Here is a 25647-nt window from a genome sequence, read left to right on the forward strand (position 1 = left end):
CACGCATACGCGAGGTGAATGATTGTCGCAGTCGGCGATTGGGTGGACTTATGCTCGGTCCACTCTCAACCGACTACAACAATGAGGTATGCCATGCGTGAAGTGGTGATCGTCGACAGCGTGCGGACCGGCCTGGCCAAGTCCTTTCGCGGCAAGTTCAACCAGACCCGTCCCGATGACATGGCGGCCCATTGTGTAAACGCCTTGCTGTCGCGCAACGACGTCGACCCGGCCAGCGTCGAGGATTGCATCGTCGGTGCCGGCTCCAACGAAGGCGCCCAGGGCTACAACATCGGCCGTAACGTGGCGGTGCTTTCGCGACTGGGCACCGGCACGGCGGGCATGACCCTCAACCGTTTCTGCTCTTCGGGCTTGCAGGCGATTGCGATTGCCGCCAACCAGATTGCTTCGGGTTGCAGCGACATCATCGTCGCCGGTGGTGTCGAGTCGATCAGCCTGACCCTGAAAAGCGTCAATACCGATCACCTGATCAACCCGTTGCTCAAGCAGCAGACGCCCGGCATCTACTACACCATGGGCCAGACCGCCGAAGTGGTGGCGCGTCGTTATGGCGTCAGCCGCGAGGCCCAGGATCGCTACTCGCTGCAAAGTCAGATCCGCACCGCCCAGGCGCAGGCAGCCGGCCTGTTCAACGATGAAATCGTGCCGATGGCGGTGAAGTACCGGGTTGAAGACAAGAACAGTGGCGAGGTGCAGATCTTCGACGGCATCGTCGATCACGATGATTGCAACCGCCCGGACACCACCTATGAAAGCCTCGCCGGGTTGAAGCCGGTGTTTGCCGAGGACGGTTCAGTGACCGCCGGCAACTCGTCGCAGTTGTCCGATGGCGCTTCGATGACGCTGGTGATGAGCCTGGAAAAAGCCCTGCAACTGGGGCTCAAGCCGAAGGCGTTTTTCCGCGGTTTCACCGTGGCCGGTTGCGAGCCGGACGAAATGGGCATCGGCCCGGTGTTCTCCGTACCGAAGCTGCTCAAGGCCAAGGGGCTGCAGGTAGCCGATATCGATCTGTGGGAACTGAACGAAGCGTTTGCCTCGCAGTGCCTGTGCGCCCGTGATCGGCTGGAAATCGACAACGAGAAGTACAACGTCAACGGCGGATCGATTTCCATCGGCCATCCGTTCGGCATGACCGGATCGCGGCAGGTCGGGCATCTGGTGCGCGAGTTGCAGCGACGCAACCTGCGTTACGGGATTGTGACCATGTGCGTGGGCGGTGGGATGGGCGCGACCGGGTTGTTTGAAGCGGTGCGCTAAAACGGTCTGCCGGAATCCATCATTTGCATCCGCGCGATGTACGCGCGGATTTCCTGCTCGGCTTTCTCGGGGCTGTCGAACGGCCCTTCGAGGGTGTTCTCCCGGGTGCTGAAAAACAGTTCGCCGTTGACCCGGCACACCCGGTCGCTGCGAAAGTGCGTGGCGGGGGCGGTGTCCTGGGCGCGCATTCCGAACATGATCGATCTCCTTGAGCGCTGCGCTGAATGGGATCCAAAGAGCTTATGCCTGAACCACTTGCAGCGCTTCGTCAGCCGATCAACGGCAACGCGTCAATTTAATGCTGCGACCTGCACAGTTTCATTAGCGGCTTGAGCGCAACTGTTCCTGTGTCGGCCGGGGCTCTGCGCCTAGAATGAGCGCTCCTGTCATTGGCTTTCGGGGTTCTCATGCACGTTTCGTCGGGTCGCTGGGTGTACGGCATGTTCCTGGCCTTGTTGACCGCGTTTCTGTGGGGAATCCTGCCGATCAAGCTCAAGCAGGTGCTGCAGGTGATGGACCCGATCACCGTGACCTGGTTTCGCCTGACGGTGTCCGGCGGCTGTCTGTTCATTTATCTGGCGGCGACCAAGCGGTTGCCGAGTCGCAAGGTGCTCGGGCCCAAGGGCGGCTGGCTGGTGCTGATGGCGGTGCTCGGGCTGGTGGGCAATTACGTGCTGTACCTGATGGGCCTGAACCTGCTCAGCCCCGGCACCGCTCAGTTGGTGGTGCAGATGGGGCCGATCATGTTGTTGATCGCCAGTCTGTTCGTGTTCAAGGAACGCTTCAGTATGGGTCAGGGCATGGGGCTGGCGGTGCTACTGATCGGCTTCGCGCTGTTCTTCAATCAGCGTCTGGCGGAGTTGCTCACATCGTTGTCTGACTACACCGCCGGTGTGTTGCTGGTGCTGCTGGCATCGACGGTCTGGACGTTCTATGCGCTGGGCCAGAAGCAATTGCTGACGGTATGGAATTCGTTGCAGGTGATGATGGTGATCTACCTGTTCTGCGCCTTGTTGCTGACGCCGTGGGTTCATCCGCTCGAAGCGCTGGAGCTGAGCCCGTTGCAGGGCTGGTTGCTGCTGGCGTGCTGCATGAACACCCTGATCGCCTACGGCGCGTTTGCCGAGGCGCTGGCGCATTGGGAGGCCTCGCGGGTCAGTGCGACGCTTGCGATCACGCCGTTGGTGACGTTTGGCGCGGTGGCGGTGGCGGCCGGGGTGTGGCCGGAATATGTGCATGCCGAGCAAATCAATTTGCTGGCGTATGGCGGGGCGGTGCTGGTGGTGCTGGGGTCGGCGCTGGTGGCGCTCGGGCCTTCGCTGATTGCCGGGCTCAAGGCCCGGCGGGCGAAACTGTTGGTCGGATGATCCTTCCCACGCCAGGCGTGGAAAGGATCGGCATGACTCAGCCCTTGGCGCCGGCCTCGATCATGTTCTCCGGCCGCACCCAGGCATCGAACTCTTCATCGGTCAGATACCCCAGTTCCAGCGCGGCCTCGCGCAAGGTTTTCCCTTCGCTGTAGGCCTTCTTGGCGATTTCTGCCGACTTGTCGTAACCGATGTGCGGGTTCAGCGCCGTCACCAGCATCAGGCCGCGTTCCAGATGTTGCGCCATGACCTTGGCATCCGGCTCCAGTCCGGCGACGCAGTGCTGCTGGAAGTTGCTGCAGCCATCGGCCAGCAGGCGGATCGATTGCAGCAGGTTGTGGATGATCACCGGTTTGAACACGTTCAACTGCAAGTGACCCTGACTGGCGGCGATACCGATCGTCACATCGTTGCCCAGCACCTGGCAGGCGAGCATCGACAGCGCCTCGCACTGGGTCGGGTTGACCTTGCCGGGCATGATCGAGCTGCCCGGTTCGTTGGCCGGCAGCCGCACTTCGGCAAAACCTGCACGTGGGCCGGAGCCGAGCAGACGCAGGTCGTTGGCGATTTTCATCAGCGCCACGGCGAGGGTTTTCAGGGCGCCGGAAAGCGTGGTCAGTGGCTCATGGCCGGCGAGGGCGGCGAACTTGTTCGGCGCGGTGACGAACGGCAGGCCGGATAACGCCGCCAGTTCCGCGGCAATCGCTTCGCCGAAACCGTGGGGCGAGTTGAGCCCGGTACCGACGGCGGTGCCGCCTTGAGCCAGTTCGCAGACCGCCGGCAACGCCGCGCGAATCGCCCGTTCGGCGTAATCCAGCTGCGCGATGAAGCCGGAGATCTCCTGGCCGAAGGTGATCGGCGTGGCGTCCATCATATGAGTGCGACCGGTCTTCACCAGTTTCATGTGCCGCGCCGACAGTTCGGCCAGGCCACCCGACAGCTCGGCGATGGCCGGCAGCAGTTGGGTCTGCACCGCCTGCGCGGTGGCAATGCTCATGGCGGTGGGGAAGCAGTCGTTGGAGCTCTGCGAGCGGTTGACGTGATCGTTGGGATGCACCGGCGACTTGCCGCCGCGCGGGTTGCCGGCCAGTTCGTTGGCGCGGCCGGCAATCACTTCGTTGGCGTTCATGTTGCTCTGGGTGCCGCTGCCGGTCTGCCAGACCACCAGCGGGAACTGGTCGTCGTGCTGGCCTTCGAGCACTTCGTCGGCGGCCTGTTCGATCAGGCGGGCGATGTCGGCGGGCAGATCGCCATTGCGGTCATTGACCCGGGCCGCGGCTTTCTTGATCAGTGCCAGGGCGTGCAGCACCGGCAGGGGCATGCGTTCCTGACCGATGGCAAAGTTGATCAGCGAGCGTTGCGTCTGAGCGCCCCAGTAAGCGTCGTCCGGGACTTCGATCTGGCCCAGGCTGTCGGTTTCGATACGGCTCATCGTGCACACTCCTGTTGGTCTGTTTGCGCAGTTTAGGCCCGGTGTGGCCCAAGTGGTTCCATCCGCTCGATTGTTGCCCCGCCAGGCCCCGCCAATCAAGCGCGGCAAGGCTCGGGGGTTGAGCCGCAGCGTTATTCAGGCGCAGAATGGTCGCCCTTGGGGTTTTACCTCGCCTAGCTGAAAAGGAAACTCGATGACTCGTCTTCGTGCCATCTGCACCGCGGTTGCCCTGGTTTGCGCCAGCGGCCAGGTGTTCGCCGATACCGCCAGCCACAACGCCAGTGCCGAAACTTTCCTGACCCTGGCGCACGCTGACAAGCTGGGCACTCCGGTGTACATGCAAGTGCAGCAGATGTTTGCCCAGCGTTTTGAACAGACCAAGGCGCCGGAATCCAAGAAAACCGTACTGGATACCTACCAGGCCAAGGCCAACGCCGCCCTGGACCAGGCCATCGGCTGGAACAAGCTGAAGCCGGACATGGTCAAGCTCTACACCAGCACCTTCAGCGAACAGGAATTGAAAGACCTGGTCGCGTTCTACCAGTCGCCACTGGGCAAGAAAGTCCTGGAAAAAATGCCGCAGCTGACTCAGCAATCGGCCCAGATGACCCAGGCCAAACTGGAAAGCGCAGTACCGGTCGTCAACAAATTGCTGGACGACATGACCAACGAGCTGGCACCGAAAGGCGCTGCTCCGGCCAAGAAGAAGTAAGCGGAGTTCGTGATGACCATGCAACAACGCATCGAATCGACGCTGGCGCTGCTTCAGCCTGAGCATCTGCAAGTGCTGGACGAAAGCCACATGCACAGTCGCGGGTTGCAGACCCACTTCAAGGCAGTGGTGGTCAGCGCGCAGTTCGAAGGTCTGAACCGGGTCAAGCGCCACCAGAAAGTCTACGGCACGCTCGGCGAGCTGATGGGCGAGTTCCATGCGTTGGCGCTGCACACCTACACCCCGCAGGAATGGTCAGAGGTGGGCGCCGCTCCGGCGTCGCCGACCTGTGCCGGCGGCAGCAAGCATTAAACGTCGGTTTTTTGCTAGAATCCGCAACGCGCCGCTCACCCGGCGCGTTTTTTTTCGCATCCGGTTCACCCTTTACGAGGGTAGCCACCTGGAGAAATACCCATGACACAACCGATTGTCGTGGCGGCACTGTACAAGTTCGTCACCCTCGAAGATTACGTCAACCTGCGCGAGCCCTTGCTGCAAGCGATGGTCGACAACGGCATCAAAGGCACCCTGCTGATCGCCGAAGAAGGCATCAACGGCACGGTGTCCGGCAGCCGTGAAGGCATCGACGGGCTGCTGGCCTGGCTGCGCAACGATCCGCGCATGATCGATATCGATCACAAGGAATCGTATTGCGACGAGCAGCCGTTCTATCGCACCAAGGTCAAGCTCAAGAAAGAGATCGTGACCCTGGGCGTCGAAGGCGTCGATCCGAACAAGAAGGTCGGCACCTACGTCGAGCCGCAGGACTGGAACGCGCTGATCAGCGATCCGGAAGTGCTGCTGATCGACACCCGCAACGATTACGAAGTCTCGATCGGCACCTTCGAAGGCGCCATCGATCCGAAAACCACCAGTTTTCGCGAATTCCCCGACTACATCAAAGAACACTTCGACCCGGCCGTGCACAAGAAGGTCGCGATGTTCTGCACCGGTGGCATCCGCTGCGAGAAAGCCTCGAGCTACATGCTGGGCGAAGGCTTTGAAGAGGTTTACCACCTCAAGGGCGGCATCCTGAAGTACCTCGAAGAGGTGCCGCAGGAAGAGACCAAATGGCAGGGCGACTGCTTTGTGTTCGACAACCGCGTGACCGTGCGCCATGACCTGAGCGAAGGCGACTACGATCAGTGCCATGCCTGCCGTACCCCGGTCAGCGTTGAAGATCGCGCTTCTGAGCATTACGTGGCTGGCATCAGCTGCCCGCACTGCTGGGACACCCTGAGCGAGAAGACTCGCCGCAGCGCCATCGACCGTCAGAAACAGATCGAACTGGCAAAAGCGCGCAACATGCCGCACCCGATCGGCTACAACTATAAGCAAGCATCCACCGAGGCTTAATCATGTCTGCACGCCTGCTCTATGTGATGGATCCGATGTGTTCGTGGTGCTGGGGATTTGCCCCGGTGGCCAAGGCATTGGTGGAGCAGGCGCAGGCAGCCGGGGTGGAGCTGCACCTGGTGGTCGGCGGGTTGCGCACCGGCAGCGGTGCGGCGCTGGAGCCGACCACCCGGCGCTACATTCTCGAGCACTGGCAGGCGGTCACCGAGGCCACCGGCCAGCCGTTCAAGCTGGAAGGCGCGTTGCCGGACGGCTTTGTCTACGACACCGAGCCAGCCTGCCGGGCCATTGTCACCGCGCGCAGCCTGGCGCCGGATTGCGCGTGGAAACTGGTCGGGTTGATCCAGCACGCGTTTTACGCTGAAGGTCGCGATGTCACCCAGGCCAGCGTTCTGGTGGAGCTGGCAGAGAAGGCCGGCGTCCCCCGCATCGAATTTGCTGCCCTGTTTGATCATGCCGATCAACACAAGGCGACCCAGGCCGATTTCAGTTGGGTTCAGGACCTGGGAATCGCCGGATTTCCGACCCTGCTCGCCGAGCGCAATGGCCAGCTGGCGTTGCTGACCAACGGTTACCAGCCGCTCAGTGAACTGTCGCCGCTGCTCGGCCGATGGCTGGAGCGCGCCGCCTGTGTCTGACCCGGCCGATGACACGCCAGCCGTCAAGCGTGTCGACCGGCTGAGCTGGGCTGAAGTCCGGCGTCTGGCTCTTCATCACAAAAAATCCCTGTGGATCGCCAACGGCGTGGCCGTACTGGCGACGCTGTGCAGCGTGCCGATTCCGTTGCTGCTGCCGTTGCTGGTGGACGAAGTCCTGCTTGGCCATGGCGATGCCGCACTGAAAGTCATGAACCATGCGCTGCCGACGATGTGGCAGCAGGCGGCAGGCTACATCGGCCTGATGCTGGTGGTGACGTTGACCCTGCGCTGCAGTGCCCTGTGTTTTGGCGTGTTGCAGGCGCGGTTGTTTGCGCGACTGGCCAAGGACATCGTTTATCGCATCCGCGTGCGGCTGATCGAGCGTCTGAAACGGATCTCCCTGGGTGAATACGAAAGCTTGGGCAGCGGTACGGTCACCACGCACCTGGTCACCGACCTCGACACCCTCGACAAGTTTGTCGGCGAAACCCTCAGTCGTTTCCTGGTGGCGATGCTGACGCTGGTCGGCACGGCCAGCATCCTGATGTGGATGCACTGGAAACTGGCGCTGCTGATCCTGTTGTTCAACCCGCTGGTGATCTACGCCACGGTGCAGTTGGGCAAACGGGTCAAGCACCTGAAGAAGCTGGAGAACGACAGCACCTCGCGTTTCACCCAGGCGCTGAGCGAAACCCTCGATGCGATCCAGGAAGTGCGCGCCGGCAACCGACAGGGCTTTTTCCTCGGGCGCCTCGGCCTGCGAGCCCAGGAAGTGCGCAATTACGCGGTCAATTCGCAATGGAAGACCGACGCCTCCAACCGGGCCAGCGGTCTGCTGTTCCAGTTCGGCATCGACATTTTCCGCGCAGCGGCGATGCTCACGGTGCTGTTCTCCGACCTGTCGATCGGCCAGATGCTCGCGGTGTTCAGCTACCTGTGGTTCATGATCGGCCCGGTCGAACAACTGCTGAACCTGCAATACGCCTATTACGCCGCCGGCGGTGCGCTGACCCGGATCAACGAACTGCTGGCTCGCGCCGACGAGCCGCAATACCCGGGCGGCGTCGATCCGTTCAAGGGCCGCGATACCGTTGGCATCGAGGTGCAGGGTCTGAGCTTTGGTTACGGCGATGAACTGGTGCTGGATCAGATGAACCTGTCCATCGCACCGGGCGAAAAAGTGGCGATTGTCGGCGCCAGCGGCGGCGGCAAAAGCACCCTAGTGCAACTGCTGCTGGGTCTGTACACACCGCTGGCCGGCACCATTCGTTTCGGCGGATCGACCCAGCAGGAAATCGGCCTGGAAACAGTTCGGGAAAATGTCGCGGTGGTGCTGCAGCATCCGGCGCTGTTCAACGACACCGTACGCGCCAACCTGACCATGGGCCGTACCCGCAGTGACGAAGCGTGCTGGCAGGCACTGGAAATCGCCCAGCTTGAAGCGACTATCCGCGCCTTGCCGGATGGACTCGACAGCATCGTCGGCCGCTCCGGCGTGCGCCTGTCCGGCGGCCAGCGGCAGCGTCTGGCGATTGCGCGGATGATCCTCGCCGAGCCGAAAGTGGTGATCCTCGACGAAGCCACCTCGGCCCTCGACGCCGCCACCGAATACAACCTGCACCAGGCCATGGCGCGCTTTCTCCATGGCCGCACCACGCTGATCATCGCCCACCGCTTGTCGGCGGTGAAGCAGGCGGACCGGGTGCTGGTGTTCGACGGCGGGCAAGTGGCCGAGGATGGCGACCATCAGCAACTGATTGCCGATGGCGGGTTGTACGCCAAGCTGTATGGGCATTTGCAGCGGATGTAAGTCATTTCCAGAGAACCTGCAGTGCGTCTGCTTCGCCTCTGTGACCGAACTCCTTCATGACCAGTGAGCAAGACCCGCAGGGTGGCATCGTGGTAGCGATGTCAACCGATCTCAGCTCTAGTGGATCAGGGTACTTATCACGTATCACACGAATCAATTTGCTTTCACTGTCCAGTGAGGTCGGTCGTGCTGCCAGTGCTGGTGTGTAGGTGTCGATGTCCTTGATGGTCAGTGGCACAGCAGTCAGGCGCCCTTTGTCGGTCAACTCCAGGTTCGTCTTGCCGACAGTCAGGTTGTAATCGACGTTGATGTACGTGGTGTCGCCGATTTTTACGTGGCTGGTACCCAAGTGGCGAAAGATGGGCAGGTGTTTGGTTGTGCCATTAGCGCCAGAAACACTCACGTAAATTTCGCGTGCGCCCTTAGCGTTGATGACCTCGACATAGGCAATGTTTCGGGCATTGTCTGTACGGTCGAATCGGCTCAGCAGGTTTTGCAGTCTTTGCATTGTGTCTTCGATGCGCAGCGACACGTTGGCAACGGGTGGCTTGATCGCCGGTGACAGAAACAGGGTGTCGAAAATTTCCGCCGTTCGCTGCCGCAAAGCCTCTGGAGCGTCCTTGCTTCGTGCCCACGTGGTGGCACCTTCGGCGCGCTTTGCTACGATCATTCGCGTCGAATGGTCGAACATCAGTGCTTCACCGGGGCTGGTGTCCACCTTCAGCCATTTCATGCCAGCAGACGGATTAGCGGTCGTGCCGAGTGGAATAGCGATCTCATCCATGGTTTTCAGGGCGCGCTCGACCTCTGTAACCGTGTGGATCCGTGCCGTGTTGTTGGCATTGAGCGACCCGGTATAAACCGTCTTCAGTTCCTCCGCCAGTTCTACAGGCAGGGTTTGTGCCTTGCGTAAAACCAGAGGATCGGAAAGAGTCTGTCCGGGCAAGCGTTCGGCGACGTAAAAATCCCCGGCGTTGAGGCGGGTGAATACATAGTGTTTCGAGTCATCTTTCGCGGGAACGATGATCGCTCCGACTTCAAGAGTATCGAACCTTTTTGAGCGATCGTAGGGCAGGCGAACCTTGATGCGCGCATAGATTCCCTTTTGAAACTCCAATGATGCATTGAGTTGCTTGTAGGTCTTGATGGCGCTTGTCAGTAATGGCTGAGATGAGATGGCCGGTGTGTAAATGGTATCGCCGAACCACGGCGCCCATCCCTTGCTTGTGTCTTGACTGTTCGGGGGAGGCGTCGGCGCTGGAGTCCGGGTGACATAACTCGTTTTGCATACATCGCTGCCCGGTGCTCGTCGCGCCCGGCAAGGTATGGATTTGAACATCGACGTTTCATCGATCAGGTCGGCGCGGCGCAATTGATCACCATTCAGTCGATAAGGGATGTCATCAATCAATAGCGTGGTTCGACCATCGACCTCCAGCACTTCACGAATGTGGGCGCTTTCCGGGAGTTCGGCGAGCACGTGGGATTCAGAGGGTGGCAAGGTTTTGAAGGTGGATTGGCCGTGGATCAGGTGACCAGGGTTGTTGCTCAGGCGCGGGCCATAGGGCAAGGACGTGGCAGGATCAACAAGGTGGAATCGGCTCAGGTCTGTTGGACTGGTGTTGCGTACGAGGATGTCGTCTACGCCATTGATGCTCGCCAGTTGATCGCCCTGGGTCAGTGGTTTCCAGTGGCCGGGGTCCATGGCCTGTGGCAGGTTGTGAATCAGACGGTAGTTGTCGACCTGCCCGGTCAGTCGACGGATGCCCCCGAGACCCAGCCGGCCTGCGGCAAGCAACCCTTTGCCGGTGCCGAGTGCAAGTGACTTTGCCAGTGTCGGGATGCCATCCAGCGGGTTGAGGTTTTTCAGTGTGGAGGTTATCAACTTGCGCGACAGGGTTGAGAAAGATGGCAGGCTGGCTTTGACCACCATGCCTGTGACGCTGGCGCCGGCCCGGGCCAGTCGTACCGAACCCGAGATGAACTTGCCCACAGGGAAGAGGAAGGACGCCAGATCGAGCAGTAATCCCAGACCGCCCATGACTTTGTTCCCGGTTCCCTCCGAGGAGAGATCATCAATGCTGCCCCAGAACGGTATAAAGCTCTTAACGATCGCCTCGAACACTGCAAGCCGGTTCTCGATTTTTGCCCGGATGGTATCGAAGGTCGTCACGCCGCGGGCCTGAATGCGCAGATGCTGTTCATCGACGTAAAGAAAATGCGTGGCGATGTGGTCTGCCAGTGCAATCAGTCGGGAGGATTCCAGCCCTGTTCCCGCTGCGTCTTTAACGGCCGAGCCCCGCGATACTCGGGCCACGACATCGAGAAATCCTATGTAGTAATGCCGAGCGGCGGGGATGGAACCTTTGGCATGAGCATCCCAGTCAAGCAGTAGCGACATGCTGTCCTTGCTTGAAAAGGTTTGTCCGGGGATGACCGCGTGCAACGGAAACTCGGTGAACACTCCATTCATGGTCGAAAACCTCAGTCCGGTTCTCTGACGAATGAAACCTGCGCTCGGGATGACCTCGTAATAGCTGAACTGGCCGTCCAGTAGCACCTTCAGTACGAAACCTTTTCTCGCCAGAGGTTCTGTATGAATGCCCGGTCTTGTTTTTGCACGCAGGCCCAGCACCTCTATATCACCTTGTTCCAGCGTCCGGCGATCAGCCAGCGGCAGGGATACCAGCAGACTGAGAATCAAGGTCTTGTACGCAGATCTGATGGTGGTCAGGTGCTTGTCGAACGCCGATGCAAACTCCGCATTGACATCCGGCAGCGGTTTGCCGGAAAGGTTGCGAACGATCCCTCCGGTAAACATCGGCCGATAGATTTCGTGTACTTTGCGTTCCGAGTAAAAGTACCGATCTTTGTCCATTCGAAAGGTTTCGAGGGTTCGAGTTTTTCCATCTGGCTCGGTGAAAAACCATCGCTTTCCATCATCGAGCTGTCCGTCGGCATAGAGATCCAGAAACCCGTACCCTTCCAGTTTCAGTGACGGCATGTCTCTGTGCCCCAGAGCGGCCGGCGGATCGTCTCGCAGGAGTTTGCGTCCGTCCGTCTCCAGTACATGGCTACCCAGGGCGTCGTCTTTCATTTGCTTGGCCATCTGCAATCTGTCCGGCGGGCGTAGTTCCAGTGATTGCACGGCCTTGTTCAGGCTTTCACTCTGGTTTTCCAGCGCCGCCATTGCTCGTTTGATTTCCTCCTCGGTGTAGTCGGATGCTTCTCGTGACTGAACGATGCCCATGCAGACTGCCCAGTCGAGTGCCGGGCTCAGTCTCAGTCGCGTAATTTTTTCAAATTCCTCGGTTGAAGCGTTCGTGCTGCGCTCCAGAGGCAGATTGACGAGCTGTTGAAAAGAAAGCGGCTGCGGTCCATCAAGGCCAAGTTCGTCAGCCAGCAACACGCCATGCATGAAATTGACCCACACCACCGAGCTCTTGTAGTGAAGATCGGACGGTATGTCGCCCACGGTGAAATCTTTTGCCTCGCGGGTGTACAGCACATGGGCCAGCACTATTGCTTCTTTGCTATCGGCAGCGCGCCGAGCTTTCAGCAGGTGCTGTTCGAAAGCACTGCGCAGGGTCTGGTAGCTTTTGCCCCAGTGTGCCGGGTCTTGCCAACTGAAGCCTTCGAGTGCGTGTGGGTGATCGACCGAAGGCGCCCGCACATAGAGGCGGATGGCTTTACACAAGAGTTGGTAGCGGATGGACGCTGGAGTCTGTTCGCCGGGGTCTGCACCGTACCACTTGAGTTGTTTCAACAGCTGCTCGGTCAGTGCCGTTGCTTGAGTCGAGTCGAGTATTTTCTGCAGCCATACCGACGGTGTCGCGCGCAGTTGCTCGACGGACGCGCTCGAAAGGACGTCTGCGCCCAGATGCTTTATCAACGTGGACTGGCCGCTCATAACGCTCGTTACGGTGTCGACGATACGGTTATCGGTGATTTTTGCCATGTACATTTGCATGGGCATGGACAGCGCAAGCTGAGGCGATGCGCGTTTTAGAGCCTTGTAGTGTTTCTGGTCCCGTGTGTCGGGCGTGGGAACCAGGTCTTCGATGTCGGGGCCCTGATCAAGTCCCAATGCCTGTCTGGCACGAAACTCCTGGGTGTCCGGTGCGTCGGTTGTAGCGAGAGGGGTCGATGTCATGCTGCACTCCGCGAGAACGATTTCCTGCCCTGAGAGGGGGGAACTGGAGTGCCAATAAAACGCCGTCAGCAACTTGTATGGCGTTACATATATATAACCCTGCGTTTGTACTGAATCAGGGCTGATCCGCCGCTTGCCGGAACCTCGAACGCCTCCTAGTCTTTGGAGGTTGGTCTGATAGAGACGGACGATCAGGCAGTGACCACGCAAGGAATCCAATGAAACAAAAGCGGACTCTCGGAACGCCTCGGTTGCTGGGCATCGTCTGGCCATTTATCGCCGTCGTGTTGTTTCAAGCCTTGCTGGGGGGCGTGAGCCTTTACGTCCTGTCGGCCGTTCGCGGCTATGTCGCGGGCGAGAGCCTCTGGTCCAAGGGTCAGAAAGACGCGATCTATTACCTCAATCTGTATGCCGACAGCCGAGACGAGGCGATTTATCTCAAATACCAGAACGCAATCGCCGTGCCTCAGGGCGGCCATCAGTTGCGCCTGGCACTGGACAAGCAACCGCCCGACCTGCAAGCGGCGCGCGAGGGCATCCTCAAGGGCGGCAACCACCCGGACGATGTCTCCAGCCTGATCTGGCTGTACCTGAATTTCCGTCACTTCAGTTATCTGGAAACCGCCATCGACCGCTGGACGCTGGGCGATGCCTACTTGGTGGAGCTCGATGACGTGGCGCAGGAGATGCACCGACGCATCACCGCCAATGCCGCCACTGATGCCGATATCCGGCGCTGGAAAGACCGGATCTTTGCGATCAACGATGGCGTGACGCCTGCCGCCAAGGCTTTCAGTGATGCGCTTGGTGAGGGGTCACGGGTGATTCTGCGCCTGCTGCTGTTCACCAACCTCGCCACCGCGCTGGGCCTGATCGTGCTGGCGCTGCTGCGCACCCGCAAACTGCTGAAGCAGCGGCATGCCTTCGCCGAAGCACTGCAACTGGAAAAGGATCGCGCGCATGTCACGCTGCATTCGATTGGCGATGGGGTAATCACCACCGATGTGAGCGGTGCGATCGACTACATGAACCCGGCCGCCGAGGCGTTGACACACTGGAAGGCCGAGCAGGCTGCCGGTCTGCCGCTGGCGGCGTTGTTCAATTTGCTGGATGACAATGCCCAGACCGAAGGGCTGACCCTGATCGAGCACATTCTCAGTGGCAAGCTCACCGGCGGCAGCGAACACTCGAAGCTGATCCAGCGACTGGACGGCAGCACCGTTTCGGTGACTCTGGTCGGCGCGCCGATCCGCAATGCGGGCAAGGTCAGCGGGACAGTGCTGGTGTTGCACGACATGACGCAGGAGCGGCAATACATCGCCAATCTGTCGTGGCAGGCGACTCACGATGCACTGACTGGGCTGGCCAACCGACGCGAGTTCGAATACCGCCTCGAGCAGGCCTTGCACAATCTGACGCGGCAGCCCGGGCGACATGCGCTGATGTTCCTCGATCTCGATCAGTTCAAACTGGTTAATGACACCTGCGGGCATGCGGCGGGCGATGAGTTGCTGCGGCATATCTGTGCGTTGCTGCAATCAGGCCTGCGCGAGGGCGACACGCTGGCGCGGCTGGGCGGCGACGAGTTCGGCATCCTGCTGGAGAACTGCGCACCGGAGGCGGCCGAGAAGATCGCCGAGGGGTTGCGTCAGACGGTGCAGAACCTGCATTTCGTCTGGAAGGGGCGGCCGTTCCTGACCACCGTCAGCATTGGTCTGGTGCATGTCGCGCAAACGCCAACCACCCTTGAAGCCTCGCTGCGGGCGGCCGACATGGCCTGCTACATGGCCAAGGAAAAGGGCCGCAACCGGGTGCAGGTCTACCATGCCGACGACTCGGAACTGTCCCTGCGTTTCGGCGAGATGGCCTGGGTACAGCGCCTGCACATGGCCCTGGAGGAAAACCGCTTCTGTCTCTATGCCCAGGAAATCGCCCCGTTGGGTTCGGTGGCCGGTGGCGCGGGCGGGCACATTGAAATTCTGTTGCGCCTGCATGACGAGGCGGGTCGGATGATTCTGCCGGACAGTTTCATACCGGCGGCCGAGCGTTACGGTTTGATGACGTCACTCGATCGCTGGGTTGTGCAGAATGTATTTAAGGTAATTGCTCAATGTATTAACGAAGAGTGCGAACGGCCTCTGGCAATGTGTGCGATTAATCTTTCAGGCATTACTATCGGAGATGACGCGTTCTTGCACTTTCTGCGAGAACAGTTTGATAACTATTCCGTTCCTCCTGAAATGATTTGTTTTGAAATTACAGAAACCAGTGCCATTGCAAATCTTGGCAGTGCAATCCGATTTATTAATGAACTCAAAGGCTTGGGTTGTTACTTCTCGCTGGACGACTTTTGCGCCGGAATGTCTTCATTCGCTTATTTGAAACATTTGCCTGTAGACTTCCTGAAGATCGACGGGAGTTTCGTAAAGGATATGCTGGACGACCCGATTAACCGCGCTATGGTCGAAGTGATCAACCACATCGGGCATGTCATGGGTAAGCAGACAATTGCCGAGTTTGTCGAAACAGCCCAGATCGAGCAGGCATTGCTTGAAATCGGCGTGGATTACGCTCAGGGTTATGTCATCGAACGCCCGCAATTGTTTACCTGCGACAGTTTGCAAAGTCGGCCCGCCAGACCGCAGCCGCTGTTGTTCAAGGCGCCTGGCACGTTCCGTTGAAGTCTCTCGCCGATCCTTACAATCACAAATCAAAAGGAGCCGAACAGTGATCGACACATTCAACCGAACCGGACCACTCATGGAAGCTGCAAGTTATCCTGCCTGGGCACAACAGTTGATTCAGGATTGCAGCGAGAGCAAACGCCGGGTTGTCGAACATGAACTTTACCTGCGCATGCGTGATAACAAGCTCAGCGCCAAGACCATGCGCCAGTACCTGATCGGGGGCTGGCCCGTCGTTGAGCAGTTCGCGTTGTACATGGCGCAGAATCTCACCAAGACCAAGTTCGCCCGTCACCCGGGTGAAGACATGGCGCGGCGCTGGCTGATGCGCAACATCCGCGTCGAACTCAACCATGCCGATTACTGGGTGAACTGGAGTCGGGCCCACGGCGTGAGCCTGGAAGACCTGCAGGCCCAGCAAGTGCCGCCGGAATTGCATGCCCTGAGTCACTGGTGCTGGCACACCAGTTCGGCGGATTCGCTGATCGTGGCCATTGCCGCCACCAACTATGCGATCGAGGGCGCGACCGGGGAGTGGTCGGCGCTGGTCTGTTCGACCGGTGTGTACGCCGCCGCTTTCCCTGAAGAAGACCGCAAGCGGGCCATGAAGTGGCTGAAGATGCACGCCCAGTACGATGATGCCCACCCGTGGGAAGCGCTGGAAATCATCTGCACCCTGGCCGGGATGAACCCGAGTCGGGCCTTGCAGGTGGAACTGCGCCAGGCCGTGTGCAAGAGCTATGACTACATGTACCTGTTCCTCGAGCGCTGCATGCAGCTGGAGTTGACGGAGCGGGTGCTGGTCGGGCGCGAGCGACGGGCGCTGGTCGAGAGCTAGTTTCGGCGACATCCATAAAAAAACGGGAGCCTGTGTGCTCCCGTTTTTTATTGGCCTGATAAGGTTCAGCCGGCCATTGTCAGGCGATTGCGTCCCTCGCGCTTGGCGACGTACAGCGCGCTGTCGGCGCGGCGCAGCAGGCTGTCAGCGGATTCGCCCGGCAGCAGGGTCGAACAACCGAGGCTCACGGTCAGTTCGATCAACTGGCCATCGGCGTAGTAGTCCTGGGCTTGTGCTGCATAGCGCAGGCGTTCGCCAACCATTGCGGCGGCTTCGCGGCTGGTGTTGGACAGCAGGATCAGGAACTCTTCCCCGCCATAGCGAAATACCATGTCGACGTTGCGCAACTGATCCTTGATCGATGCCGCGACGGCTTTGAGCACTTCATCGCCGGCCGTGTGGCCATGGCTGTCGTTGACCTGTTTGAAATGGTCGATGTCCAGCATCAGCAGCGACAACGGTTGCAGGTGTCGACGCGACATCTCGATTTCCCGCTGCAGGGTCTGCTCCATGGCGATGCGGTTGCCAGCGCCGGTCAATGGATCGCGCAGCGCGGTTTGCGTCGCGACACGATAGAGCAGCGCATTGCGCATCGGGTACAGCAGGGACGACAGGAGTGACTCCAGATTGCCCAGTTCCTGCTCGCTGAAACGCTGGTTGCGGCGAAACACCAGTTCGCCCATGTGTTCGCCGTCGTGGCTGAGGCTGTAGCTGGCGGAATGATGACCACGGGCGCCGAATTCCAGGCGCAAGTCACTGCCGCTGTGCACATAGCTCAAGGCATCGAGCGGCACCAGACGCTGAACTTCGCGGAAGAACAGACCCAGGATACGTTGGGGCTCAAGGCTGGTTTGCAGTTGCAGGCTCATTTGCTGGCGCAATTGCGCCAGGCTGACAGGTCGCTCCAGAAGCGGAGGCAACTGACCAAAGCCCAGGCGTTGCAATTTGGCACTGTCGAAGTCAATTGCAGTGGTCTGGGAGGGTGATTTCATATGGCGTGAGCCCCTAAGCAGTAAGTCTGTCTTACAGGCTGGGTGAGAGCGGCTATGGGCTGCGCGTCATACTGATCCATCAGTCCCGTAGGACATTTGGCGTAAGTTTAGTCTGCCCGATGACGATTAGTCAGCTATCGAATCAGGCCTTGCCCGACTGCCTTCACTCGGCGTGCTTTCAGGGAATGTAGAGCGAAAGTCGTGCCATTCAGTTCAGGTTTTATTAAAACCGTTGCGAATCAAAGGCTTGAGTTTTTTGCGAGGAGAGGGGTGGTGGTTATTTGACTGAAACAGGCCTGCGCAAAGCGGCAAATGCCTGCCGCGACGGGAATCCGCCGCGGCAACAAATGCGACGTATGGCACTACTGAGCGTTGAATGCCTGGCCGTTGATACCCGTGCTGTCCGGGCCCATCAGGTACAGATAGACCGGCATGATCTCTTCCGGAGTCGGGTTGTTCAGCGGGTTTTCGCCCGGGTAAGCCTGAGCGCGCATGCTGGTGCGGGTGGCGCCCGGGTTGATGCTGTTGGAGCGCACCGGGGCGACGTTTTCGACTTCGTCGGCCAGGGTTTGCATCAGCCCTTCGGTGGCGAACTTGGACACGCCATAGGCACCCCAGTACGCGCGGCCCTTGCGCCCGACGCTGCTGGAGGTGAACACCACCGAGGCGTCCTGCGAGAGCTTGAGCAGCGGCAACAGGGTGCTGGTCAGCATGAACATCGCGTTGACGTTGACCTGCATGACGCGCATGAAGTTTTCACCGGACAGCTGTTCGATCGGCGTACGCGGGCCGATGATCGAGGCGTTGTGCAGCAGACCGTCGAGGTGGCCGAACTCGGTCTCGATCATCGCCGCCAGCTCATCGTATTGATGGGGCAGGGCGGTTTCGAGGTTGAACGGGATCACCGCCGGCTGCGGATGCCCGGCCGCTTCGATCTCGTCGTAGACCTGGGTCAGGTTGGCTTCGGTCTTGCCCAGCAGCAACACGGTCGCACCGTGGGCCGCGTAGGTCTTGGCGGCCGCCGCACCGATGCCGCGACCGGCACCGGTGACCAGAATGACCCGATCCTTGAGCAATTCGGGGCGAGCGGAGTAATCAAACATATAAAACCTCTAATCCATTAACTTCTGATCGCTCCCACGACCGGCATGGGAATGCAGTGGACACGATTCAGCAACTGCAGAGTGCGTTATCCAGCACCTTGCGCAACTCCAGCGGATGATCCACCACCACGTCCGCGCCCCAGTGCCGCGGGTTGTCGTCCGGGTGAATGTAGCCATAGGTCACGGCGGCAGTCCTGGTGCCCGCGTCACGGCCGGATTCGATATCGCGCAGATCATCGCCGATAAACAGAACGCTCGATGGATCCAGATCAAGCATCTTGCAGGCGAGGATCAGCATCTCGGGATCCGGTTTGCTGTTCTTCACGTGATCCGGGCAGATCAGCAGGGCCGAGCGCTCGGCCAGCCCCAGTTGCTGCATGATCGGTTCGGCGAAGCGCAATGGCTTGTTGGTGACCACACCCCAGACCAGATTGGCTTTTTCGATGTCGGCCAGCACTTCGCCCATGCCGTCGAACAGCTTGCTGTGCACGGCGCAGCCGGCGAGGTAGCGCTCGAGGAACTCAAGGCGTAACTCCTCGAAGCCCGGTGATTCCGGATCCATCGAAAACGTCACTGCGACCATGGCCTTGGCGCCGCCGGAGATTTCGTCGCGGATGTGCTTGTCGTTCATTGGCGGCAAACCGCGATCCGCGCGCATCGCCTGGCAAATGGCGATGAAATCCGGCGCGGTGTCGAGCAGCGTGCCGTCCATGTCGAAAAGGACTGCTCTGATGGCCATCGGCTTACTCCTCGCGCAGGGTCTGGATCATGTAGTTGACGTCAACGTCCGCCGCCAGTTTGTAGTGCTTGGTCAGCGGGTTGTAGGTCAGACCGATGATGTCCTTGACGGTGAGGCCGGCCATGCGGCTCCACGCACCCAGCTCGGATGGGCGGATGAATTTCTTGAAGTCGTGGGTGCCGCGTGGCAGCAACTTCATGATGTACTCGGCGCCGACGATGGCGAACAGGTACGCCTTCGGGTTGCGGTTGATGGTGGAGAAGAACACCTGGCCACCAGGCTTGACCATGCGGAAGCAGGCGCGGATCACCGACGATGGGTCCGGCACGTGTTCGAGCATTTCCAGGCAGGTGACGACGTCGAACTGCTCGGGCATTTCTTCGGCCAGGGCTTCGGCGGTGATCTGCCGGTATTCGACGTTCACGCCGGATTCCAGCTGATGCAGTTGTGCGACCGCCAGCGGCGCTTCGCCCATGTCGATGCCGGTCACGGTCGCGCCGCGCTGGGCCATGGCTTCGCTGAGGATGCCGCCACCGCAACCGACGTCGAGGACTTTCTTGCCAGCCAGGTTGACGCGCTCGTCAATCCAGTTGACCCGCAGCGGGTTGATGTCGTGCAGCGGTTTGAACTCGCTTTCGCGGTCCCACCAGCGATGGGCCAGTGCTTCGAATTTGGCGATTTCGGCGTGGTCGACGTTGCTCATGATTCAATCCTCTAAAACTTGAAAAAGGCTGTAGCCCCGGAGTTTGCCCCGGGGTGTTTACGATTCGGTGTGGCCGCTGATGCGACGGCCCCAGGCCCGGGCGGTTTCGCCCAGCTGCTGTTCGTCCAGGCGCGTCAGGCGCCGGTCGTCGAGTAATTGCTTGCCGGCGACCCACAGGTGTTTCACACAGTCCCGGCCGGTGGCGTATATGAGCTGCGAGACCGGGTCATAGACCGGTTGTTGTGCCAGGCCGGACAGGTCGAACGCGACAATGTCCGCGGCCTTGCCGAGTTCCAGGGAGCCGGTCTCGGCTTCGATCCCCAAGGCCCGCGCGCCGTTCAGCGTGGCCATGCGCAGCGCCCGATGGGCGTCCAGCGCGGTGGCCGAGCCAGCAACAGCCTTGGCCAACAGTGCAGCCGTGCGGGTTTCGCCCAGCAGGTCCAGATCATTGTTGCTCGCCGCGCCATCGGTGCCGATCGCGACGTTGACCCCGGCCTGCCACAGGCGCTCGACCGGACAGAAGCCGCTGGCCAGTTTCAGGTTCGACTCCGGGCAATGGATCACATTGGTGTTGCTTTCTACCAGCAACGCCAGGTCGTCATCGCTGATCTGGGTCATGTGCACGGCCTGGAAGCGCGGCCCGAGCAGGCCAAGTCGGCCGAGGCGGGCCAGCGGGCGTTCGCCGCGCTGTTCAACGGCCTGTTGCACTTCGAAAGCGGTTTCGTGGACGTGCATGTGAATCGAGGTGTCCAGCTCTTCGGCGATCACGCGGATTTTTTCCAGGTTCTCATCGCCGACGGTGTAGGGTGCGTGAGGGCCAAAGGTAATCTTGATACGTTCGTGATGCTTCAGATCGCCGAACAGTTCGACGCCCTGACGAATGGCTTCATCGGCGCTGGCAGCGCCCGGAATCGGGAAATCGAGGATCGGAATGGCGATCTGCGCACGGATTCCGCTGTTGTGCACGCGCTCACTGGCAACCTTCGGGAAGAAATACATGTCCGAGAAACAGGTGATGCCACCTTTTATCTGCTCGGCGATGGCCAGGTCAGTGCCGTCACGCACGAAATCTTCATCGACCCATTTGCCTTCGGCGGGCCAGATATGGTTTTCCAGCCAGGTCATCAACGGCAGATCGTCAGCGAGGCCGCGGAACAGGGTCATGGCTGCATGGCCATGAGCGTTGATCAGGCCGGGGCTGAGCAGTACGTCCGGCAATTCGCGGACTTCGGCGGCGTTACACTTCAAGGCTTCGGCGCGCGGGCCGATGAACACGATGCGACCGTCGCGGATGCCCAGGCCATGCTCCTTGAGCACAACGCCTGCGGGTTCGACGGGTACCAGCCAGGTCGGCAGCAATAATAAGTCGAGCGCAATGGCAGGTTTCGGCATCGAGGGTCGGTTCCAGTGCTTTTGTAAAGGATGGCGAAGTATACCCGAGCGTCTTCGCGGGGGGATCGCTATAATCGGCGGCTTTTGTTCATGAGTGCGGGGTGAGGGATGCGCGATCGACTGTTGGCTGCGGAGAAAGTGAAGGCCATCGATTGGCGTGATGGCGCGCTCCACCTGCTGGATCAGCGCGTTTTGCCATTCGAGGAAAACTGGATCGCCTACACCAGCGCCGCCGGCGTGGCCGAAGCGATTCGCTCGATGGTGGTGCGCGGTGCGCCGGCGATCGGCATCAGTGCTGCGTACGGCATCGTGCTGGCGGCCCGTACACGGATTGCCGAAGGTGGCGACTGGTATGCGGCGCTGGAAGAGGATTTCATGCTGTTGGCCGATTCCCGTCCGACCGCGGTCAACCTGTTCTGGGCGTTGAATCGCATGCATGACCGGCTGGATCGCCTGAAGGACAACGCCGATCCGCTGGCGGCGCTCGAAGCCGAAGCCATCGCCATTCATGAAAGCGATCGTGAAGCCAACCTGACCATGGCTCAGCTCGGCGTCGACCTGATCCGCAAACATCAGGGCAATGCTCAGGCGATCCTGACCCACTGCAATACCGGCGCCCTGGCCACAGGCGGTTTCGGCACGGCGCTCGGGGTGATCCGCGCGGCGTTCATCGAAGGTATGGTCGAGCGTGTCTATGCCGACGAAACCCGGCCGTGGCTACAGGGCTCGCGCCTGACCGCGTGGGAGCTGGCCAACGAAGGCATTCCGGTAACGCTCAATGCCGACTCGGCTGCCGCGCACATCATGAAAACCAAAGGCGTGACCTGGGTGATCGTCGGCGCCGACCGGATCACCGCCAACGGCGACGTGGCGAACAAGATCGGCACCTATCAACTGGCGGTCAACGCCATGCACCACGGCGTGCGTTTCATGGTGGTGGCGCCGAGTTCGACCATCGACATGAATCTGGCCAGCGGTGATGACATTCCGATCGAGGAGCGCGACGGCGCCGAGTTGCTGGAAGTCGGCGGCAAGCGCGTCGGGGCGGATGTCGAAGCGTTCAACCCGGTATTTGACGTGACGCCGGCGGACCTGATCGATGCGATCGTCACCGAAAAGGGCATCGTCGAGCGCCCGGACACCGCGAAAATGGCCCAGTTGATGTGCCGCAAGCGCCTGCATTAAGGGTGTTCACTGCCCGCTAAATGGCCATCGCCAGCAGGCTGGCTCCTACAGGTTTTGTGTCCGACACGGATCCTGTGGGAGCCGGCTTGCCAGCGATGGGGCCTTGAAAGTCAATAAACATCCGCAATTTCGTCTCGAAATTTGCATTCGGAGAAGCTCTGAGCCTCTCTCGTCCCCGTTAAGCCTGTCATCGGTCATCTAACTATGCTCCATGCGCATCTGGGGGATAGGTGCGTGGCGGCTCTTGTGATAACATCCGGCGTTTTCCGAGGCAGTCCCACGGGGTTGTCTTCACTGCGCAAATCCAGGGTCAACTTGTTGATTTGTCGTAAGTCGGCGCATGGCACTCAGCCTGCATCGACGAGCTTCGTGCGTCCCCTATGGATATGGCGAAGTTTCACCAGAAAAAGGAATCAGGCTTCTCATGGGCGAACTGGCCAAAGAAATCCTCCCGGTCAATATCGAAGACGAGCTGAAACAGTCCTATCTCGATTACGCGATGAGCGTGATCGTCGGCCGTGCACTGCCGGATGCGCGCGATGGCTTGAAGCCCGTGCACCGTCGCGTGCTGTTCGCGATGAGCGAGCTGGGCAACGACTTCAACAAGCCGTACAAGAAATCTGCCCGTGTTGTCGGTGACGTGATCGGTAAGTATCACCCGCACGGTGATACCGCGGTGTACGACACCATCGTTCGTATGGCGCAGCCATTCTCGCTGCGTTATCTGCTGGTGGACGGTCAGGGCAACTTCGGTTCGGTGGACGGCGACAACGCCGCGGCCATGCGATACACCGAAGTGCGCATGACCAAGCTGGCGCACGAGCTGCTGGCCGACCTGCACAAGGAAACCGTGGACTGGGTGCCGAACTACGACGGCACCGAACTGATCCCGGCGGTCATGCCGACCCGCGTTCCGAACCTGCTGGTCAACGGTTCCAGTGGTATCGCCGTGGGCATGGCGACCAACATTCCGCCGCACAACCTCGGTGAAGTCATCGACGGTTGCCTGGCCCTCATCGACAATCCCGAGCTGACCGTCGATGAGCTGATGCAATACATTCCCGGTCCGGACTTCCCGACCGCCGCGATCATCAACGGTCGCGCCGGCATCATCGAAGCCTACCGCACCGGCCGTGGCCGCATTTACATGCGCGCCCGTTCGATCATCGAAGACATCGACAAGGTCGGTGGCCGTCAGCAGATCGTCATCACCGAGCTGCCTTACCAGCTGAACAAGGCGCGTCTGATCGAGAAGATCGCCGAGCTGGTAAAAGAGAAGAAACTCGAAGGCATCACCGAACTGCGCGACGAGTCCGACAAGGACGGTATGCGCGTCGTGATCGAGCTGCGTCGCGGCGAAGTGCCTGAGGTGATCCTCAACAACCTCTACGCCCAGACCCAGCTGCAATCGGTATTCGGCATCAACATCGTTGCGCTGATCGACGGTCGTCCACGCATCCTGAACCTCAAGGATCTGCTGGAAGCCTTCGTCCGTCACCGTCGCGAAGTCGTTACCCGCCGCACGGTGTTCGAACTGCGCAAGGCTCGTGAGCGTGGCCACATCCTCGAAGGTCAGGCGGTAGCCCTGTCGAACATCGACCCGGTGATCGCGCTGATCAAGGCTTCGCCGACGCCGTCGGAAGCCAAGGAAGCGCTGGTCAGCACGCCGTGGGAGTCCTCGGCGGTGGTCGCGATGGTCGAGCGTGCCGGTGCCGATTCGTGCCGTCCGGAAAACCTCGATCCGCAATACGGTCTGCGTGAAGGCAAGTACTTCCTGTCGCCGGAACAGGCGCAAGCCATTCTGGAACTGCGTCTGCACCGCCTGACCGGCCTGGAACACGAAAAGCTGCTGGCCGAGTATCAAGAGATCCTCAACCAGATCGGCGAGCTGATCCGCATCCTCAACAGCGCCGTGCGCCTGATGGAAGTGATCCGCGAAGAACTGGAAGTGATCCGCGCCGAATACGGCGACGTGCGCCGCACCGAGATCCTCGATGCGCGTCTCGATCTGACCCTGGGTGACATGATCCCGGAAGAAGAGCGCGTCGTGACCATCTCCCACGGCGGCTATGCCAAGACCCAGCCACTGGCTGCGTACCAGGCTCAGCGTCGTGGCGGTAAAGGCAAATCGGCTACCGGCGTGAAGGATGAGGACTACATCGCTCACCTGCTGGTTGCCAACAGCCATACCACGTTGTTGCTTTTCTCCAGCAAGGGCAAGGTGTACTGGCTCAAGACCTACGAGATTCCGGAAGCGTCCCGCGCCGCCCGTGGTCGTCCGCTGGTCAACCTGCTGCCGCTGGATGACGGTGAATACATCACCACCATGCTGCCGGTCGATCTCGAAGCCATGAAGCGTCAGGCTGATGAAGAAGAAGCCGAAGGCGCCGAGGCTGATGTAGAAGAAATCGAAAACAGCAACGAAACCGAAGAAGAGCGCAAGGCACGTATCAAGGCTGCCGACCGCAAGAAGGCACCGTTCATCTTCATGTCGACCGCCAACGGTACCGTCAAGAAGACCCCGCTGGTGGCCTTCAGCCGTCAGCGCAGCGTCGGTCTGATCGCGCTGGAGCTGGACGAAGGCGACATCCTGATCTCCGCTGCCATCACCGATGGCGAGCAGGAAATCATGCTGTTCTCCGACGGCGGCAAGGTGACGCGCTTCAAGGAATCGGAAGTCCGCGCCATGGGCCGTACCGCTCGCGGTGTGCGTGGCATGCGTCTGCCAGAAGGGCAGAAGCTGATTTCCATGCTGATCCCGGAAGAAGGCAGCGAGATCCTGACGGCTTCCGAGCGCGGCTACGGCAAACGCACGGCGATCACCGAGTTCCCTGAATACAAGCGTGGCGGTCAGGGCGTTATCGCCATGGTCAGCAACGAACGTAACGGCCGTCTGGTCGGCGCGGTTCAGGTGCAGGATGGTGAAGAGATCATGCTGATTTCCGACCAGGGCACGCTGGTGCGTACCCGTGTCGACGAAGTCTCCAGTCTGGGTCGTAACACCCAGGGCGTGACCCTGATCAAGCTGGCCAAGGATGAAACCCTGGTTGGTCTGGAGCGGGTCCAGGAGCCTTCGGAAGTCGAGGGTGAAGAGTTTGAGGGTGAAGAAGGTGTCGAGCTGGAAGAAGGCGTGATCGGCGCCGAACCGGACGATGCCGTCGACAACCTGCAGGCGGACGCCGCAGACGAAGAAGAGTCGCAAGACTAACCAAACCGTAGCAGGGCAGAGTGTTTGCTCTGTCCGCTACCGTGATTGCATAGCGAG

General features: G+C 60.2%; 19 protein-coding genes. 11 read left to right on the forward strand and 8 right to left on the reverse strand.

What is annotated here, in order from left to right:
- Nucleotides 1–93: 93 nt before the first annotated feature.
- The gene (locus tag AC1RME_RS22425) at nucleotides 94–1278 is read left to right on the forward strand and encodes a thiolase family protein (RefSeq protein ID WP_096821004.1); all 1185 of its coding nucleotides are present in this window, start codon (nucleotides 94–96) and stop codon (nucleotides 1276–1278) included.
- Here the strand turns inward: AC1RME_RS22425 and AC1RME_RS22430 are convergent.
- Entirely contained in the window at nucleotides 1275–1475 is a 201-nt protein-coding gene (locus tag AC1RME_RS22430) for a DUF6316 family protein (RefSeq protein WP_096821005.1), read from the reverse strand. The two genes, AC1RME_RS22425 and AC1RME_RS22430, sit on opposite strands and share 4 nt — an antisense overlap.
- A gap of 210 nt (nucleotides 1476–1685) precedes the next feature.
- Here AC1RME_RS22430 and AC1RME_RS22435 point away from each other — a divergent pair, with 210 nt between their 5' ends.
- Entirely contained in the window at nucleotides 1686–2645 is a 960-nt protein-coding gene (locus AC1RME_RS22435; RefSeq protein ID WP_096821006.1) for a DMT family transporter, read from the forward strand.
- A 37-nt stretch (nucleotides 2646–2682) separates the two neighbouring features.
- On the opposite strand, the gene AC1RME_RS22440 is transcribed toward AC1RME_RS22435, so the two are convergent.
- Nucleotides 2683–4077 carry a class II fumarate hydratase gene (locus AC1RME_RS22440; RefSeq protein WP_096821007.1) on the reverse strand — a complete coding sequence of 465 codons (1395 nt, stop codon included), beginning with the start codon at nucleotides 4075–4077 and terminating at the stop codon, nucleotides 2683–2685.
- A gap of 193 nt (nucleotides 4078–4270) precedes the next feature.
- Here AC1RME_RS22440 and AC1RME_RS22445 point away from each other — a divergent pair, with 193 nt between their 5' ends.
- The 5 genes from AC1RME_RS22445 to AC1RME_RS22465 all read left to right on the forward strand — a co-directional run bounded on the left by AC1RME_RS22445 (nucleotide 4271) and on the right by AC1RME_RS22465 (nucleotide 8593).
- A complete protein-coding gene (locus AC1RME_RS22445; protein WP_096821008.1) occupies nucleotides 4271–4789 on the forward strand; it encodes a DUF2059 domain-containing protein in 519 nt (172 codons plus the stop codon).
- A 12-nt stretch (nucleotides 4790–4801) separates the two neighbouring features.
- On the forward strand, nucleotides 4802–5101 hold the full coding sequence (locus AC1RME_RS22450) for a BolA family protein (protein WP_096821009.1): 300 nt from the start codon (nucleotides 4802–4804) through the stop codon (nucleotides 5099–5101).
- Between the two features lie 102 nt (nucleotides 5102–5203).
- Nucleotides 5204–6145: an oxygen-dependent tRNA uridine(34) hydroxylase TrhO gene (gene trhO / locus AC1RME_RS22455; RefSeq protein WP_096821010.1), complete on the forward strand. Its 942-nt coding sequence runs from the start codon at nucleotides 5204–5206 to the stop codon at nucleotides 6143–6145.
- A gap of 35 nt (nucleotides 6146–6180) precedes the next feature.
- Entirely contained in the window at nucleotides 6181–6783 is a 603-nt protein-coding gene (locus AC1RME_RS22460) for a DsbA family protein (RefSeq protein WP_176504858.1), read from the forward strand.
- Complete coding sequence (locus AC1RME_RS22465) at nucleotides 6776–8593, forward strand: ABC transporter ATP-binding protein (protein WP_096821011.1); 1818 nt, start codon at nucleotides 6776–6778, stop codon at nucleotides 8591–8593. Before AC1RME_RS22460 ends, AC1RME_RS22465 begins: the two co-directional genes overlap by 8 nt.
- A gap of 1 nt (nucleotide 8594) precedes the next feature.
- Here AC1RME_RS22465 and AC1RME_RS22470 read toward each other — a convergent pair whose 3' ends face one another.
- Entirely contained in the window at nucleotides 8595–12746 is a 4152-nt protein-coding gene (locus tag AC1RME_RS22470) for a hypothetical protein (protein ID WP_493091757.1), read from the reverse strand.
- A gap of 218 nt (nucleotides 12747–12964) precedes the next feature.
- Between AC1RME_RS22470 and AC1RME_RS22475 the strand changes: the two genes are divergently transcribed.
- Nucleotides 12965–15427, forward strand: a complete 2463-nt coding sequence (locus AC1RME_RS22475; protein ID WP_096821012.1) for an EAL domain-containing protein — start codon at nucleotides 12965–12967, stop codon at nucleotides 15425–15427.
- Nucleotides 15428–15506: 79 nt separating this feature from the next.
- Nucleotides 15507–16268, forward strand: coding sequence for an iron-containing redox enzyme family protein (locus tag AC1RME_RS22480; RefSeq protein ID WP_493073093.1), 762 nt, complete (start codon nucleotides 15507–15509; stop codon nucleotides 16266–16268).
- A gap of 65 nt (nucleotides 16269–16333) precedes the next feature.
- On the opposite strand, the gene AC1RME_RS22485 is transcribed toward AC1RME_RS22480, so the two are convergent.
- The 5 genes from AC1RME_RS22485 to AC1RME_RS22505 form a co-directional block, all read right to left on the reverse strand.
- Nucleotides 16334–17260, reverse strand: coding sequence for a GGDEF domain-containing protein (locus tag AC1RME_RS22485; protein WP_096821014.1), 927 nt, complete (start codon nucleotides 17258–17260; stop codon nucleotides 16334–16336).
- A gap of 362 nt (nucleotides 17261–17622) precedes the next feature.
- On the reverse strand, nucleotides 17623–18363 hold the full coding sequence (locus AC1RME_RS22490) for a YciK family oxidoreductase (RefSeq protein WP_007950904.1): 741 nt from the start codon (nucleotides 18361–18363) through the stop codon (nucleotides 17623–17625).
- A 67-nt stretch (nucleotides 18364–18430) separates the two neighbouring features.
- Nucleotides 18431–19102, reverse strand: a complete 672-nt coding sequence (mupP, locus tag AC1RME_RS22495) for an N-acetylmuramic acid 6-phosphate phosphatase MupP (RefSeq protein ID WP_096821015.1) — start codon at nucleotides 19100–19102, stop codon at nucleotides 18431–18433.
- Between the two features lie 4 nt (nucleotides 19103–19106).
- Nucleotides 19107–19805, reverse strand: coding sequence for a bifunctional 2-polyprenyl-6-hydroxyphenol methylase/3-demethylubiquinol 3-O-methyltransferase UbiG (ubiG, locus tag AC1RME_RS22500; RefSeq protein WP_007950906.1), 699 nt, complete (start codon nucleotides 19803–19805; stop codon nucleotides 19107–19109).
- 57 nt (nucleotides 19806–19862) lie between these two features.
- Complete coding sequence (locus AC1RME_RS22505; protein WP_096821016.1) at nucleotides 19863–21197, reverse strand: TRZ/ATZ family hydrolase; 1335 nt, start codon at nucleotides 21195–21197, stop codon at nucleotides 19863–19865.
- Nucleotides 21198–21305: 108 nt separating this feature from the next.
- Here AC1RME_RS22505 and mtnA point away from each other — a divergent pair, with 108 nt between their 5' ends.
- Together mtnA and gyrA are read left to right on the forward strand one after the other, a co-directional pair.
- On the forward strand, nucleotides 21306–22382 hold the full coding sequence (gene mtnA, locus AC1RME_RS22510; protein ID WP_096821017.1) for an S-methyl-5-thioribose-1-phosphate isomerase: 1077 nt from the start codon (nucleotides 21306–21308) through the stop codon (nucleotides 22380–22382).
- Between the two features lie 424 nt (nucleotides 22383–22806).
- Nucleotides 22807–25590: a DNA gyrase subunit A gene (gene gyrA / locus AC1RME_RS22515; RefSeq protein ID WP_096821018.1), complete on the forward strand. Its 2784-nt coding sequence runs from the start codon at nucleotides 22807–22809 to the stop codon at nucleotides 25588–25590.
- Nucleotides 25591–25647 lie beyond the last annotated feature (57 nt).

It is taken from the genome of Pseudomonas sp. GW822-FHT03F08, assembly GCF_058801265.1.